Origin of the sequence: Arthrobacter sp. NPDC058097 (assembly GCF_042884885.1) — a bacterium.
Taxonomy (GTDB): domain Bacteria; phylum Actinomycetota; class Actinomycetes; order Actinomycetales; family Micrococcaceae; genus Arthrobacter.
This window is the reverse complement of the sequence record NZ_JBHVSZ010000012.1, coordinates 51,115-67,174: the sequence shown is the minus strand read 5'-3', so window position 1 is coordinate 67,174 and position 16,060 is coordinate 51,115. Positions and strand designations below refer to the sequence as shown.

Here is a 16,060-nt window from a genome sequence, read left to right as displayed (position 1 = left end):
CGGGACATGCTTTCAGGCTGGTGTCTTAGGCTGCCGCGATCGATGACCAGTAAGGCCATGGATCCGCTGGCAGCGGTGGGTCAACGCCGTCGATATCCATCGGGCTCCCACCATCGTCAAGGTCGTCGGGAGGTTCCGGAAGCTCGGGGCAGCTCGGTGGCATGGGCCAATCTTGGCCGAGTGGCAGGTCCTGCCAATCCTGGGTTTCCCGCCAGTCATGGCTGGGTGGTGGTTCTGGCCAGGTGGGTGGTTCCCAGTCCTGATACTCGGCCGGGTAGGTCCGTCCCGACGGTGAGATCCAGCCCGGCGGGGCGTCGCGGGTGGCGCCGACCGGTCTCCATTGCGTGTTGTGTTTCAGCCGGTGGTGTTTCGGGCAGGGTTGGCCGAGGTTGGCGACGCCGGTACCGCCGCCGTCGGCCCAGGCGAGGATGTGGTCGGCGTCGTTGTCCAGGGAGTGGCTGTTGCAGGCCGGGAACGTGCATTTGGCGTCGCGGAGCCGCAGCCACTGGCGCATCGGTTTCGTCAGCCGGTAGCTGGTGCGCCCGATCTCCAAAGGCGCGCCGTCCCGCGGGTCAACAAGGACCCGGAGGAATGATGTTGCGCCGTCGGCGACGAGCCGGCGGGCCATCGACGGCGGAATCGGACCGTGCCCGTCCAGTGTGGCCGGTTCCTCGGACAGGCCAAGCAGCGAAAACACCGGCACCGTGACCAGGACCTGCGCCGCCGGTGACGGCACACCAACCCCGCCATCGACTCCCTGAGCCGGGCCGAGCAGCCACCCGGCGAACGCGTCGACGCGGAGCTGGGTCAGGGTCCGGGTTTCGGTCGGGCCCCGCATGGCGCGGGCGGCGGCGGTAGTTCGGTTCCAGACCCCGGCCGCCTGGTCCGCAGGCAAATACGCCGACAGCCACGCCATCCCGTCCCGGTCCGGGGCATACTCCAGCCGCCGGTCCTTCACACTCCTGTGGTGGCGGGTTTCGATGCTGACCGGATGATGCCGTTCCCGCCAATACCGGGCCTTCGCCCGAAACCTCGCCGGCGTCAGCTCCCCCGCCGGACAACCCCGCGCATACCCCGGTGCGTCCGGGTCCAGGAAATGCGCCTCAAACGCCGCCGCCGCTTCGGGTCCCAGCCCCTCGGTCTCGTCGCACAGGATCCGCCCGTGCTGCCACGACAGCGCCCCTGTTCCCAGCGCGGCCAGGGTCAGCGGCAGGTTCGTGCTCAGCCCGGCGGACTCTTCCAGAAAGCGCGCCGCGGCCCCCTCGCTCACGGTCAGCGCGCACGCGACCTCGGCGGTCACCGACATCTCCAGCGCGTCCCGCTCCGAGACGGACGCGTCAGGAGCCGTCAAAGCCGCCGCGGCAGCAGCGAAACCGGCAGCGGCCTGCACCTTCAACGCCGCCACCCTGGCCTCCAGCCCGGCCGTCTCAGCCAGCACATCCAGCCACGCATCCGCCTCATCACGCAACGGATCACCGCCAGCCCCAGGACCCGCAACGCTCACGGAACCGGCACCAGCAACCTCGGCGCCGGCGGCCTCACGGACAAAACCAGCCAGCACAGCAACAGAGGACCCAATACCCTCCACCGTCTGCACCGCTGCCTTCGCATCCATACCCACAGCATGACAGGGGGCACCGACAATAAAGGGCGGAAAAGGCCCCACATGCGGACCGGTCCGAAAAATCTTCTTGAATCAAAACCAGGTAGCAGATCAGGGCGCTCCCAGCCCTGGGAACGCCCTGATCTGCTACCCAGTTGGGCATGTCGCCGTATTTTTGGACCCCCCGCTACCGCCGGACCACGACGTCGTCGATGTAGGTGTCGCCCATCTGGCGCGGGTGCTCGGCTCCGAACTGGACCTTGCTCAGGCTCGTGCCGCCGAGGGCCACTCTGTTGTTGGCAAAGACCCGGGCACCGTCGAGCCAGATCTCGATGGAGGACTTGTCACCGTTGGCCCTGACCTGCATCTGCACATGGTGCCACGTGTTCAGGGTCATGTTCCGGACCAGAAGCTTCGTGTAGGAGAACGTCCCGTTCGGGTTGGTAGTGCGCAGCCAGGGCGTGCCCGTGGCGTTGTCACGGAACACATCGGCAATCCTGGTTCCGCCGGAGAAAAACCGCACATAGGGAACGTTGTTCCCCCGGAGACCGCCGGAAACGATGTTGACCCAGGCGTCCGCGCTGGCCCGATTGGTGCCGGCCCCCAGGCCGTATCCCATGTTGGCCACAGATCCGACGGTATCGGTGGCCCGCAGCCGGACCGAGCAGGTGCCGGTGTGGGCCATGGGGCTGGCAACGGCCACTGTTGCGATGCCCGTCCGGGTGGCCACGAACGGGGCGATGGTGTTGCCCTCGAAGGTTGTGGCGGTCAGTACCTTGCCACCAAGGTTCGTCACCGGGACTGCCGTTCCGGGACGGCAGGTGGCCGCCAAGGCGGCTTGCGATGATCCGACAATCAGGCTGCCCGACAGCAGCAGCCCAAGGCTTCCGATCGTGCAGAGTTTCCGTAGCTCGCCCATGGCGTGTCCTCACTGTTGTTCGGTTTAGTCTCCGTAGCCACACAGCTTGCACCCCGGGCACATGGTCGGCTCCGGAAGTTGGGAAAACCTTGAGGAACCCTATGAAGCGCATAATGGCATCATCCACAGGCAAAAATGACGACGGCGGCCAGGGACAAAGGAGGTCCGGATGCTGAGGCTTCCCCGCATCACAGTTGAGGTTCCGGTGCTCAGCGTCGGCACCAAACCGGCGGACTACGAACAGCTTGCCGCCTACGCGGACGGGTTGCGGAGGCCGCAGGGCCTGCACATGACCCTGCTTCACATCGGCATCTTGGAGGACTTCGCCGCCGACGTTGCCGACTGGACCAAGGACGCCACGGATCCTGCGTCGGCCGCCGCCGTGACCGCGGACTGGCTGCGCTCACTGCCAGTGCTGGAGGGCTTCTCCGGAACGGCAGAGAGACTCGTTCTGTTCGGCGGGGGCCGGGTGTCCGGACTCGAGGTGGAGGTGCCCCAGCACGTGAGGGATTTCCAGGTCTCGCTGGTCCAGGCCCTCCATGAGCTGTTGGATGACCTGCTGGTGGACAACCCCGATGACTTCATCCTCAGCTCACGGGCCCTGGGCTACAGGTACCCGCGGTGGCACCCCCACGTTGCCGTGGGAAAGCCAAAGTCCCCGGGCTACCCAAAGGAAAGCCATCCAAGGGAAGGCCGTTCACGTGAACGAAGCGGCTCCTGGGAAATCCGTCCACTCCCGGTGGAGTTCGGACCGTCGCAGATCAGGAACGGGCAGCTGCTGCCGGGCAACATCGAAGGCCTGCCGTAGCAGAAGAACGACGGCGGGACTCACCTCGCCGGTGTGACCACCATGGCCGAGCCTCCCCCGCGCCTCACAGGTTCAGCCGCCGCGATCATGCGCCCGCCGGATCTGAACTCGATGGCCGTGGCCGCGCCGATTTCGGCGGCCGAGGTGAACGCGTCACCGGACGGCGTGAACACGTGGCCGAACGGCATCAGCTGCTTTTCGTAAAGCGCGATGAACCCGGGCTCGGCGGTGACCTTGGCCGAGTTCCGCTGCGCCGCCCGCGGAGCCGCAATGGCGTCGGAGATGTTCATCCCCAGGTCCACCCTGTTCAGGATGGTCTGCAGGACGGTGGTGATGATCGTCGAGCCGCCGGGCGAGCCGAGGGCGAGGAACGGATCGCCGTCCTCGAGGATGATCGTCGGCGACATCGAGGACCGCGGCCGCTTGCCGGGTGCGATACGGTTCGGATCCTTCGGGTCGTACACGGTGGAGAAGTCGGTCAGTTCGTTGTTCAGCAGGAAGCCGCGGCCGGGAACCACAATGCCGGACCCGCCGGTCTGCTCGATGGTGAGCGTGTACTCGACGACGTTGCCCCACTTGTCGGCCACCGTCAGGTTGGTGGTGGAGATGTTCTCGGTGTCCTTCTCGCTGGCGGGGGCCGCCGCGGGGGCCGGGCACGCGCCGTCGTAATTTGCCACGTCACCCGGCGCGACGGGCTTCGCGGCCGCCAGCTTCGGGTTAATCTCGCACGAGCGTTCCTTGCCGAACAGCGGATCCGTCAGGGCCTCGGTGGGAACGTCAACGAAGGCGGGGTCGCCGACGTACTTGCCGCGGTCCGCAAAGGCGAGAGCGCTGGCTTCGAGGTAGTGGTGCAGCGCGCTGGGGGTGGACATCCCGGAGAGGTCGAACGGCTCAAGGATGTTCAGCGCCTCGCCCACCGTGGTGCCGCCGCTGCTCGACGGAGCCATCCCGTAGACGTCCAGGCCGCGGTATTCGACGTGGGTGGGCCGCTGGTTCAGCGCGCGGTATTTGGCCAGGTCCGCTGTCGTCAGGTGACCTACCGGGACGGGCAGCTTGGTGGTCTTGGTCTTGGGCGGCGCCTGGACCGTTGACGCTATCTCCTTGGCCAGCGCGCCGTGGTAGAAACCGCGCGTGCCCTTGTCCGCCAACAGCCGGTAGGTAGCCGCGAGGTCCGGGTTTTTGAAGATGCTGCCGACGGCGGGTGCGTCACCGCCGGGAAGGAACAGCTGGCTGGTGGAGGTGAACGCCTCGAAGCGCAGCTTGTTGTCGAGGGTCTGCTGCCGGAAGGTGTCGTCCACCACGAAACCGCGCTCGGCCACCTTGATTGCGGGCTCGAGGACGTCATCGAGGTCCTTGGTTCCCCACCGGTCCAGCGCCTGCTCCCACGTTGCCGGCGTGCCGGGCACGCCCACTGACACTCCGCTGGTGACGAGCTCCGGGGTGAAGTTGTAGGGCTTGCCGGTCTTGGGGTCGATGAAGGCGTCATGCGGCATCGCGGCCGGCGCCGTCTCACGGCCGTCGATGGTGCTCACATGGCCTGAGTGTGCGCTGTAGAAGAGGAAGTACCCGCCGCCGCCCACTCCGGCGCTGTAGGGCTCGGTCACGCCGAGGGTGGCCGCGGCTGCGACGGCGGCGTCTGCCGCGTTTCCGCCCTTGCGGAGAATGTCGATGGCCGCGGCGGAGGCCTCCGGGTCCACGGTGCTGACGGCGCCGCCGTAGCCGGTGGCGGTGGCGGTCTTTTCGGTTACCCGCTCGTCAGCAAACGCGGGGCTGGCGACAGCCCCCGCCGTCACGCTCATCGCCAGGGCCGTGGTGACGGCTGCTACTCGGCTTCTCAGGTATGGCATGGTCGCTCCCGGGTGTGAGTAATGCGGGTTGACGGTACTGTCACGCTACTCCGCGGCGGAAGGACACTCAACGGCCCAAACGCGTTCACCGGACGCTGATCAGCGGCCGTGTGCTTCGTCAGCAGCGGCGTGCTGCCTGCGGCTGGCATACAGGAACGGCACGGCGAGCAACTGGATCACGCCGCTGAACGCCACCGACGCTGAATAGCCGTAGACGTCGGCGGCCCGGCCGAGGACCGGCTGCACCACCACCCCGCCGCTGGAGCCCATGAGGGAGGCGAAGCTGAGCACCGTGGCCCGCTGCCTCGAGTCGATCATGTCGTTGAGGTAGGCCTGCTCCACCGGGATCCCCACCTCGGCCACGAGCGCCCACACAGCCAGCAGCACCAGGGCCACCCAGAACTCACGGGTGAACCCGAGCGCCACCAGGATCAGTGCGCTGACTGTCCCGCTGAGGATCAGTACCGTGGTGCGTTTGCGGACCAGGAGCCGGAAACGGGGCGCCAGCCAGCCGCCCAGGACCTCGGCCCCCGCGACAATCGCTGCCGCCAGGCCCGCAATGGCGTACGCGCCGCGGTCGCCGTACAGTTCCAGCAGGAAAGGCTGCAGGGCGTAGAAGACATATATCCCGACGCCGGCAGTGAAGGGCGCGGACAGCATCACGTAGCGCACGGGCGGATTTTTCAGGCCGTTCTCGATGGACGCAGAGAGCACGGCGCGCACCGCCTGAAGGGGGCGCGCCGAGCGGTCTGGGATGAAGCCGACGTCGTGCATGAGCCACAGGGCCACACCGAACATCGCCAGCAGCACGCCAACCCGGAGCAGGAACGGCACGCCGAGGTTGGTGGCCTGGGCGATGGCACCGCCTGCGACGGATCCGATCAGCATGGCGGTTCCGGACACCATCTGGCCGCGTCCGAGCACCGTCTCCAGCGCGCCGTCGTAGCCGGAGTAGTGCAGTGCATCGACGAGCCATGCCTCCACGGCGCCGGAGAAGAAGGTGAAGCCCAGGCCGAGCAGCACGGACACCACTGCCCACGCCCAGAACGGAGCGGAAAGCTGCCACAGCACGTAGTAGAGGAGCGTCGAGACGGACAGTGTCGCGGTACCGAGCAGGAAGGACACCCGGCGCCCCCAGCCGTCAGCCACCACGCCGGTGGGTACCTCGAAAATGACCATCCCGGCGGTGAAGAACGCGTTCGCGGCAAAGGCCTCAAGGTTACTGAGCCCGGCATCGAGCAGGAAGAGCGTGTTGATGCCCCAGATGAACGAGGCGGCAAGGGTATTGCCGAGTGTCAGCGTCAGGTAGATGCGCTGCACCTTGCGGGCCGCCGGGTTCATCGCCTCGCTGTCCGTCCCGGCGCGAAGTTGGGGCACGAGACCATTCTCGCCGTCTTCACCGAAGGCCGCCAGAGACCCTTTTATCAGGGGTCGTTCGAGCGTAGCGTCATGCCCAACGGAGTAGGCGGCGAGAGGCAGTGCGGCTCCGGTCCGCACAGCGCCGTCTCCCTCCTGAGCCGTCGAAGGAGGCGGAAATGGCTGCTGGCTGGAATGCTGATACGGCTGCCGGTCCTGTGGGGGCGGGCACGGTCACCCTGGTGGAAGGTTCGTCCTTCTGCATTTCCTTGGCGAACGGGGATATCCATCCGGAACATCCGCACGGGGTCTTCCATGAGGACACCCGCATCCTGTCCCGCTGGAACCTGTCAGTAAACGGCCAGCCCCTGGAGGCGCTGACGGCGGAGACCAAGGAGCCGTACCGGGCCCTGTTCATCGGCCGGGTGCCCCGCTCCGACGGATATGCGGACAGTCCCCTGATCGTGGAGCGCCTGCGGGAGGTGGGGGCGGGAATCCGCGAGGAGATCACCATCCGGAACTACTCCTCGAAGGAGACCGAGTGCGTCGTTTCGCTCAGTGTCGAATCGGATTTCGCCGATCTCTTCGAGGTGAAAGAGGCCCGTGTCCAGCGGCGCTGGGAAGAATCCCGCCGGCCGGAGGGCGACTCGCTGGTGATCAAGGCCGGCTGGCAGGACCTAGTTAAGAGCGTCATCGTCAACGCAAGCGGAGCAGAGGTCACTGCCGACTCCCTAACTTTCCGGACGGTGGTCCCGCCGCGCGGCGCGTGGAGCTCGCGGGTGAGCGTGGCGCCCGCCGCTGACGGCGGCGGGGTCCCGCGGTCGGCGGTGATCCGTCCGGCGGTTGGTGAGGTATCGCCCAGCGACCGCCGCCGGCAGGAATGGGTGGCCAAGATCCCCAGGCTGCATATGAGCAACCGGTCCATTGAGCGGACCCTGCGGCGCAGCTACGACGACCTTGGCGCGCTCCGGATCGAGGATCCGGGCCATCCCGAGCGCGTGGTGGTGGCCGCGGGTGCGCCCTGGTTCATGACGCTGTTTGGCCGGGACTCGCTGTGGGCGTCGGAAATGGCGCTGCCGGTGGATCCTTCCCTGGCGCTGGGCACCCTGCAGACGCTGGCCGACCGGCAGGGCAAAGTTGTGGACCCGATGAGCGAGGAGGAGCCCGGGAAGATCCTGCACGAGGTCAGGCTGGGCGTCTCCAGCGGGCTGGCGCTGGGCGGCAGGTCCGCCTACTACGGGAGTATCGATGCCACGCCGCAGTTTGTCATGGCGCTTGGCTCGGTCAGCCGTTGGGGATTCGGACGGGACGCCATCGCCGCGCTGCTCCCCCATGCCGACCGCGCGCTGGAGTGGGTCCGGACTTACGGAGACAAGGACGGCGACGGGTTTGTCGAGTATCAGCGACTCAACGACCAGGGCCTGATCAACCAGGGGTGGAAGGACTCGTGGGACGGTATCAACTTTGCTGACGGAACGCTGGCAGAACCCCCGATCGCACTATGCGAAGTGCAGGCATTGGTGTACTCGGCGTTTTTGTCCCGGGCGTGGATGGCGTACGACGCCGGCGACACGGCTTTGGCGGCGAGCCTCACCGAGGAGGCGGCGGAGCTGAAGAGGAAATTCAATGAACAGTTCTGGCTGCCTGACCGCGGCTATTACGCGGTGGCACTCGACCGGGACAAGCGCCCCGTTGACGCGTGCGCTTCCAACATGGGGCAGTGCCTGTGGCACGGCATCGTGGACGAGGACAAGGTGCCGCTCGTGGCCGAGCGGCTGATGTCCCCGGAGATGTTCAGCGGCTGGGGCGTCCGGACGCTGGGCACCGACATGGGTGCCTACAATCCCGCCAGCTACCACAACGGCTCGGTCTGGCCGCACGACAATGCGGTCATAGTGGTGGGCCTGCTGCGCTACGGTTTCGTGGAGGAGGCGCAGCGGATCGCCACGGCCCTCCTGGAGGCGGCAGATTACACCGACGGCCGGCTTCCCGAGCTGTTCTGCGGCTTCAGCCGGGACCAGGTCACCGAGCCGGTGCCGTATCCGACGGCCTGCTCCCCACAGGCGTGGGCGGCCACCACACCGATCATGCTGGTGACCAGCCTGATGCGCTACGACGCGCACGTGTCCCGCGGCGGCGTGTGGATGGATCCGGTCCTGCCCGCCTCCTATGGCGATCTCCACATCACCAACGCACCCATGGGGGCCGGCCGGATCACCATCGACATCACCGGTTCCGAGGCCTCCGTTCAGGGGCTGCCGGAAGGACTGACCTTCCACCGCGAACACCGGCCTTGGCTGACCGAGCTGATGGCGGAGGCCGGGCTGGGAAAGTAAAGACTAGCCGAGGCGGTCCAGCGCCTGCAGGAGCCGCCGGACCGAACCGCCAAGATTCCATTTAGTGGCGAGCCGCTCGAGTTCCTCCCGCGCCTCACCCGTCACAGCATGCAGTTCCGCACCGGCCTCTTCCAGGGACGGCGGCTCCAGATTGCGCACCACGCTGACAACGGCGGGGGCCACCTTGAGATAGTCCGCGGCGGCGGCGAGTTTGGAGCGCACCGAGACGGACACCCTGCCGCCGGGATCGGCCGCTGCAGCGAGCAGCCCGTCGAGCGTGCCGTGTTCCAGCAGCAGCGAAGCGGCGGTCTTCTCGCCGATGCCGGCCACGCCGGGCAGCCCGTCCGAGGCGTCGCCGCGGAGGGTTGCGTAGTCCGCGTACTGCTGCGGCAGCACGCGGTACTTTCCGACGACGACGGCTTCGGTAAGGACTTCGAGGTTCCGCATGCCCCGCGCGGTGTAGATCACCCGCACCTGGCGGTCGTCGTCCACCAGTTGGAAGAGGTCGCGGTCCCCGGTCACCACGTCCACCGGAAGGTCGGCGTGGCTGGCGTAGGTGCCCACGACGTCGTCGGCCTCATGCTCCGGGACGCCCACGACGGCGATGCCGGCCAGGCCCAGCACGTGGCGGATCAGCGGGATCTGCGCCTCCAGCTCGTCGGGCACCACCTCAACATCGGCCGCACCGGCCACCACCTCCGCCACACGGTGGGCCTTGTAGGTGGGAATGAGGTCAACCCGCCACTGGGGGCGCCAGTCGTCATCCCAACAGGCCACCAGATGCGTGGCGCCGTAGTCGGTGGTGAGCCGCGCGATCATGTCGAGCAGGCCGCGGACGGCGTTCACCGGCGTGCCGTCGGCGCGGCGGATGGTGTCGGGCAGGCCGTAGAAGGCGCGGAAGTACAGGGAGGCTGTGTCGAGCAGCATCAGGCGGTTGACCATGACTGATCCTGACACGGATTCGCCGCGCGGCGCCCGGGACACGGTCCGGAAGTGGGAGGATGGGCGCATGGAACTGCACATCACCGGCGACGAAGCCGCCGACAAACTTCTCAGCGATGACGCCTTCGCGCTGCTCACTGGCATGCTGCTGGACCAGCAGGTGACCATGGAGTCGGCTTTCGCCGGACCCGAAAAGATCCGCACGCGCATCGGCTCCATCAGCCCAGCCGCCGTGGCCGAACATGACCCGGCAGGCTTCGTTGAGGTCTTCAAGGAACGTCCGGCCGTCCACCGCTTCCCCGGTTCCATGGCTGCCCGCGTACAGGCGCTCGCCGAGGCCGTGGAGAGCGAGTGGGGCGGCGAGGCGACTGCCATCTGGACCCGGGACGAACCCGACGGCAAGGAAGTCCTCCGCAGGCTGAAGTCACTGCCGGGATTCGGCGAGCAGAAGGCCAAGATCTTCCTGGCGCTGCTCGGCAAGCAGTGCGGGCTCCAGGCGCCGGGCTGGCGTGAGGCAGCGGGCCACTACGGCGAGGAGGGTTCGTACCTCTCGGTCGCGGACATCGTGGATCCGGAGTCGCTGACGAAGGTGCGTGCCAGCAAGCAGGCGGCCAAGGCCGCCGCGAAGGCAGCAAAGGCGGCGGCCGCCGATTAGCTGATCACGACGGCGGCCGGCCGCCTTGGCGGGGCAGCTTAGTACTCGCCCTTGATCACGAAGTAGGATCCGCGGATCTCCCCGGCAAGCTTCGACTTTTGGCGTGCGAACTTGAAGCTGGATGCGAGCTCTTCGGGAACGTCCATGCCCTGGGAGAGCTTGAATCCCACTGCCCGCTTCGCACCCTCCTCGATGCCGTACATGACGTTGACGGACAGCCCGGATTCGTAGAACACATAGGCCATCCGAAGGCCGTCCACTTCGAAAGACGTTACCTCGAGCGGACGGGCCGAGAAGGAGATGTCGCGCTCGTCGGACAGGATGCGGTTCACCCAGTCGAGGGTTTCCGGCGCCTCGCTGGCGGGTTCGACGGTGAACACGTGGTCGTACTTGTTCTTGTAATACCGTGCCTCGTTGGCACGCAGTCCCGCCAGCGCGTCCGCCACTGGGGACGACTCCAGGCCGATGGTGGACACGTTCTGGAAGTCTACGGTGTATGGCATGCGCCCTCCTGGTTTCGATTCATCGCACTCCTCACCCTAATTCCCCTGCAGCGGCCAGGCTTCTTGATTCCTGATTGGTTGGGCGCGTGATTCATGCCCTGCCCCGTTTGAGCACCCGGGCGGCAGCCAGGTAACCGGTGAGCATGGCTGTGGCCGCGCGGCCGACGGCCTGTGCATCCGGCGCGAAGGTGCTGGCGTGCAGGTTTCCGCTCGCTGCCGGCATCCCCGTGAAGATCATCACCGCGCGGGCCGCCGAGGCATAGAAGGCGAAGTCATCGGATCCATACGAGCGGAACTCACGAACCTCATGCCCTTGGGCGTTGAGGTGACGCACGATCTCGACGGCAAGTTCGGCGTCGTTTTCCAGAATCGGCTCCCCCTTCAGGATTTCAAGGCGTCCTGTGCAGTCGTGGGCAGTGGCGACGCCAGTTGCCACCTGGCGGAGACGGGTGTGGACCATCTGCCGTTGCGGCTCTGACATGGTGCGGATGGTTCCAGTCACTGTTGCCTTTTCCGGGATCGCATTGGGGCTGCCGCCGGCATGAATGGTCCCCACCGTGAGTACCGCGGACATGGTGGGATCGACGTTGCGCGAAACGATCTGCTGGCACGAAACCACAAAGGCGCTGGCGGCAAGAAGGGCGTCCGCAGCATGGTGCGGGTAAGCGCCGTGGGCCGGCCGGCCGGTGAGGACCAGTTCGAATTCGTCGGCGGAGGCATTGACCGGTCCCGGCGTGCAGGAATACGCCGAGGAATCCAGGGCCGGCTGCAGGTGCGCCCCGATAACCGCCCCCACCCGCTGGGCCGTCAGTACCCCGGACCGCACTACGTCGTGGGCACCCGACTCGCCGACTTCCTCGCGCGGCTGCAGAATCCCCACCAGCGGAACGGGCAGCGGCACCGTCAGTGCCAGCGTGCGGGCAACCGCGACAAATGCCGCCATGTGCACGTCGTGTCCGCAGGCGTGCATGGCGCCGATGTTCGCTGCCCAGGGCAGTCCTGTCCGTTCCACAACCGGCAGGGCATCCATCTCGGCCCTGATCGCAACCGAGACCCCGGGCGCGCCCAGACGGACGATCCCGATGTTTCCGGTGAGCGTTTCCTTTCGGAATGCGTCCGGCAGCTCATTCATCAGCGTGGCCAAGGTGTCGCCCTCATCCCCCGAGACCCGGGGCTCGGCATGCAATTGCCTGTACAGCTCCTCGGCCTTCTGCACCTCGACGGCCAGGCGGGCGAATGCTGCACCTTCATTGAAGGCTTCTGACGGGCTCACCTCGCGCTAGTAACGCCAGCGCAGGGCGGCGATGACGGACTCACGGTCGAGCTTGGCAAACCGCTCCGCTTCGCCCCGCCGCACCGCCACATAAGCGCCCACCAACTCATGGCCCAACGCTGTGCGGAGGAAACTGCTGCCGTCCAGATCGTCCAGTGCCGTGGACATATCGGGGGCAAATGCCCGGATATCCAGGCGCTCCCGCTCCTCCTCGCTCAATGTGCCGGGGTCGACCGTGATCTCAGCCGGGAGTCTCAGCTGTCCCCTGAAGCCCTCGAGTGCGGCTGCAAGAATTGCCGCCACGGCCAGGTACTGGTTGGCGGCACCGTCGCAGCATTTCACTTCCACGTTCGATTGGCGGTCCTCGTAGCCTTTGAGGCCCGGCACGAACCGGACGGCGGCCTCGCGGTTGCCCGTGCCCCAGCAGATGAAGCTGCCCGCCCACTGCTGCGGCTGAAGCCGGGCCAGGCTCAGCGCGCTTCCGCCCAGCAAGGCTGCGCTTTCGGCAAGCTTCCCGAGGACGCCTGCGACCATGCTCTCGCCTGCCGGGCTCATCTGCGTAGCGGAGGCAGCGTCGTGGAAGACGTTGCCGTCAATGTTCCTTGCGGAGAAGTGGATGTGGCATCCGTTGGTCGCAGTTTTAGAATCCGCTATCGGCGAGTAGGAGACGTTCAGTCCATGCCGGCGCGAGACCCGGGCGACGATGAACCGGGCGAGGAGGTAATCGTCCACGGCCTGGACCGGGTTGCGGGGGGCCAAAGCGATTTCCACCTGCCCCCGGCCATACTCGGGGTGGATCTGTTCCACCGGAACGCCGGCTTCCACCAGCGCTGTCAGCACGTCCAGGTTCCATGCTTCCAGCTGCAGGAAGGCGGCCGCTCCATAGCCCGGGCCATCGTGCGCCAGGACGGGCGCGTCCTGAGGGCCGCTGAACACTGTAAACTCCAGCTCGAGGCCTACGGAAACCTCCAGCCCTGCCGCGGCCCATTCGGATACCACCCGTTTGAGTGCCGTGCGCTGGCATGTTGGATAGGGAGCTCCGCGCAGGTCCACCAGGTCGGCCGGCGCCCAGGCGAGGCCGGTGGCCTTGTCGATGACAGCAACGGCCGAGCGGTCAGGCATGCCGCGCAGGTCTCCCACGATGGGATCGATCTCGGATGACCGTGTGACGTAGTCGTCAGCGGCCAACAGGACTCCGACGCTCACTGAGACGCCGCAGCCGTTGGAGAAAGCATCTTCAACCTTGGGTCCCGGCAGAACCTTGACCCTTGATACGCCTGCGTTGTCCAGGCAGGAAATGACAAGGGCCCTGACGTACTGGAGATCCATATCCGTCTTCGGATTTGAAGTCACAGCTTTCCTTTCCACGTTTCAGACGACTGGTTCAGGCGATGGGCATTGAGCTTCAGGGATTCAGGTTGTAGACGCGGTTGGCGTTTTCCGTGGCCACCATCGTGGCGATCCTTTCGGCGTCGTCAGCGGTTGCCCAGCCCGAGTCGATCCAGTCGTCCATCAGGGCTGCGAATGAAGTTCGCCAGTTGGCCGCGCTGACGGCGTAATGCTCGGCAAGGCCGTACGAATCCGATGAGTAGAGGATCTTGCTGAAAGGTGCGACCTCCATCGCCTGGCGGATTGACGTGCCAGCACTTGGGCCCAGGTAATGCGAGACCAGGCCCACGTCGAGGTAGACATGCGGGAAGACCTGGGCGAGGATGCCGGCTTCCCTGATGAAGGGGTAGCAGTGCAGCAGCATGAAATCGACTCCCCGTGACCTCGTGGCCCGAAACAGCGCATTGAGCCGGGACGGATCGGCCCGGAAGAGCTGGACGTCCGAGTCCCCGTACCCCGTGTGAAGCTGCACGGGCAAGCCGGTATCGATCCCCGACCAAAGCCCGAACCTCAACAGAATCGGATCAGTGATTCTGAACGACCCGGTTTCCTCGGCGGTATGGAACCAGGCATCAGCTGCCTGGAGCACCTCGCGCCCGGAGGGCCGTTCGGCGGGAATATCGAAACCGTGACGGTAGGCGACGATGGATTTCACCCCCACCGCCTCCCGCGCTCTGGCCGCCAGCGTTTCCGGGAACTTTGCCACGAAGCCGGCGGCAGTGGACTCCGAGGCAAAGTCCTCGGCCACTCTCTCGATGCGGACGATCTCGCGAACCCGGGCGTCAGCACTCACCGCCATGGCGTCGGGGCCAGGAAGCCGTGCATCCCGGATGCCCGTGTCAAGGAGATAGTGGGAAGTTCCGGTGCTGCGAAGCAGCAGCCTGTTGGCTTCGGCGGCGCCGATGCCCCTGCGGCGCGCCAGGTATTCATCCAGGGGCGCAAGCGGCTCGAGTCCGAGGACCGGTGCACAGAAACGCCGTACCGCAAGGCCGAAGGGCGAGTCGAGGCTGTCCGTGCCTGCCGGTGCCGGCCAGTCGGACTCCGTGGCCAGGCTCCTGAACTCGTCGTCGGTCAGTTCGGCCCCGACAACGCCGTGGCAGTGGTGGTCGACCAGTGGCAGGTCAATCCTGCGGCTGCTCCTGTCAGTCATGATCACCGCCAACCGGTCGTGTTTGGCCACACCTAGATCGAGTATGGATCCGATGTCACCGGGAGGAAAGCCGCTACGCCGTCCGGTACGTCACCATCAGCACCCCGGTCCCGGTGGTCGCGGAGTCGACAAGCCGCAGCCAGGATCATCTCGTACTGGAAGATCTGGATATCGGGGTTGTCGTCAATCAGCGACAGGATGCACTACAAGCCCATCGGCGTCGTCGGCGCCATCGGCCCCTGGAACTGGCCCATGATGATCACCATCTGGCAGATCGCCCCCGCCCTGCGCATGGGCAACACCGCCGTCGTCAAACCCTCCAAGATGACCCCGCTCTCCGTCCTGGCCCTGATCAAGGTCCTCAGCGAAGAACTCCCCGAGAACGTCCTGACCGCCATCTCCGGCAACCGCGAAGTCGGCGCCCGCCTCGCCGAACACCCCGCCGTCGGCAAAATCATGTTCACCGGCTCCACCGCCGCAGGCCGCGCCATCATTCGCTCCTCAGCCGATACCATCAAACGCCTCACCCTCGAACTCGGCGGCAACGACGCCGGCATCGTCCTGCCCGACGCCGACCCCACAACCATCGCCCAGGACCTGTTCTGGGGCGCGTTCCTGAACACCGGCCAGACCTGCGCCGCCCTCAAACGCCTCTACGTCCACGACACCATCTACGACGCCGTCTGCGACGAACTCACCACCATCGCCAAAACCATGCCCATGGGCAACGGCCTCGACGAAAACAACGTCCTCGGCCCCCTCCAAAACAAAGCCCAGTACGACATCGTCGCCGACCTCGTCCAAGCCGCCAAAGACTCCGGTGCCCGGATCCTGCTCGGCGGCAACCCCGACCCCGACCAGCCCGGCTACTTCTACCCCACCACCCTCGTGGCCGACATCGACAACAACAACCCCCTCGTCACCGAAGAACAGTTCGGCCCCGCCCTGCCCATCATCCGCTACACCACCATCGACCAGGCAGTGGAAATGGCCAACGGCCTCGACGTCGGACTCGGCGCCTCCGTCTGGTCCCCCAACCTGGCCGCAGCCCGCGAAGTCGCCGCCCGCATCCAAGCCGGCACCGTCTGGATCAACAAACACGGCGCCGTGGACCCCCGCGTCCCCTTCGGCGGCGCCAAACAATCCGGCTACGGCCTCGAATTCGGCGTCGAAGGCCTCAAACACCTCGGCGTCCCCCAAATCATCAACGGCTAAACCCCCACCAACGCAACCCGCTCACCGGAACCCAGAGGCCGCCGTCCCAACAACGCGACGGCGG

12 protein-coding genes and 1 pseudogene are annotated in these 16,060 nt (G+C 66.4%); 4 read left to right on the top strand and 9 right to left on the bottom strand.

Annotated features, from left to right (window positions below; translation table 11 throughout):
- Positions 1-25: 25 nt before the first annotated feature.
- Both ACFVTE_RS19480 and ACFVTE_RS19475 read right to left on the bottom strand, forming a co-directional pair.
- Entirely contained in the window at positions 26-1,615 is a 1,590-nt protein-coding gene (locus tag ACFVTE_RS19480) for a DUF222 domain-containing protein (RefSeq protein WP_387103223.1), read from the bottom strand.
- A gap of 175 nt (positions 1,616-1,790) precedes the next feature.
- A complete protein-coding gene (locus ACFVTE_RS19475) occupies positions 1,791-2,522 on the bottom strand; it encodes a hypothetical protein (RefSeq protein WP_387103221.1) in 732 nt (243 codons plus the stop codon).
- Between the two features lie 169 nt (positions 2,523-2,691).
- Here ACFVTE_RS19475 and ACFVTE_RS19470 point away from each other — a divergent pair, with 169 nt between their 5' ends.
- Entirely contained in the window at positions 2,692-3,330 is a 639-nt protein-coding gene (locus ACFVTE_RS19470; protein WP_387103218.1) for a hypothetical protein, read from the top strand.
- A gap of 20 nt (positions 3,331-3,350) precedes the next feature.
- Here the strand turns inward: ACFVTE_RS19470 and ggt are convergent, their stop codons facing one another.
- The gene (gene ggt / locus ACFVTE_RS19465; RefSeq protein ID WP_387103216.1) at positions 3,351-5,177 is read right to left on the bottom strand and encodes a gamma-glutamyltransferase; all 1,827 of its coding nucleotides are present in this window, start codon (positions 5,175-5,177) and stop codon (positions 3,351-3,353) included.
- A 99-nt stretch (positions 5,178-5,276) separates the two neighbouring features.
- The gene (locus ACFVTE_RS19460; protein ID WP_387103414.1) at positions 5,277-6,518 is read right to left on the bottom strand and encodes an MFS transporter; all 1,242 of its coding nucleotides are present in this window, start codon (positions 6,516-6,518) and stop codon (positions 5,277-5,279) included.
- 194 nt (positions 6,519-6,712) lie between these two features.
- Here ACFVTE_RS19460 and ACFVTE_RS19455 point away from each other — a divergent pair, with 194 nt between their 5' ends.
- A complete protein-coding gene (locus tag ACFVTE_RS19455) occupies positions 6,713-8,869 on the top strand; it encodes a glycogen debranching N-terminal domain-containing protein (protein WP_387103213.1) in 2,157 nt (718 codons plus the stop codon).
- A gap of 3 nt (positions 8,870-8,872) precedes the next feature.
- Here the strand turns inward: ACFVTE_RS19455 and ACFVTE_RS19450 are convergent, their stop codons facing one another.
- Positions 8,873-9,811 (bottom strand): 5'-3' exonuclease H3TH domain-containing protein, encoded by a 939-nt coding sequence (locus tag ACFVTE_RS19450; RefSeq protein ID WP_387103210.1) that lies wholly within the window; start codon positions 9,809-9,811, stop codon positions 8,873-8,875.
- Between the two features lie 67 nt (positions 9,812-9,878).
- Between ACFVTE_RS19450 and ACFVTE_RS19445 the strand changes: the two genes are divergently transcribed.
- Entirely contained in the window at positions 9,879-10,466 is a 588-nt protein-coding gene (locus ACFVTE_RS19445; protein ID WP_387103411.1) for an HhH-GPD-type base excision DNA repair protein, read from the top strand.
- 38 nt (positions 10,467-10,504) lie between these two features.
- Here ACFVTE_RS19445 and ACFVTE_RS19440 read toward each other — a convergent pair whose 3' ends face one another.
- The 4 genes from ACFVTE_RS19440 to ACFVTE_RS19425 form a co-directional block, all read right to left on the bottom strand.
- Entirely contained in the window at positions 10,505-10,969 is a 465-nt protein-coding gene (locus tag ACFVTE_RS19440) for a phage tail protein (protein ID WP_387103208.1), read from the bottom strand.
- Positions 10,970-11,060: 91 nt separating this feature from the next.
- On the bottom strand, positions 11,061-12,242 hold the full coding sequence (locus ACFVTE_RS19435; RefSeq protein WP_387103206.1) for a M20 family metallopeptidase: 1,182 nt from the start codon (positions 12,240-12,242) through the stop codon (positions 11,061-11,063).
- A 6-nt stretch (positions 12,243-12,248) separates the two neighbouring features.
- Positions 12,249-13,595 carry a hypothetical protein gene (locus ACFVTE_RS19430; RefSeq protein ID WP_387103203.1) on the bottom strand — a complete coding sequence of 449 codons (1,347 nt, stop codon included), beginning with the start codon at positions 13,593-13,595 and terminating at the stop codon, positions 12,249-12,251.
- 52 nt (positions 13,596-13,647) lie between these two features.
- Complete coding sequence (locus ACFVTE_RS19425) at positions 13,648-14,781, bottom strand: amidohydrolase family protein (RefSeq protein ID WP_387103201.1); 1,134 nt, start codon at positions 14,779-14,781, stop codon at positions 13,648-13,650.
- A gap of 198 nt (positions 14,782-14,979) precedes the next feature.
- Here ACFVTE_RS19425 and ACFVTE_RS19420 point away from each other — a divergent pair.
- Positions 14,980-15,996 (top strand): annotated as a pseudogene (locus ACFVTE_RS19420) (aldehyde dehydrogenase family protein); the annotation flags it as partial.
- Positions 15,997-16,060: the final 64 nt, after the last annotated feature.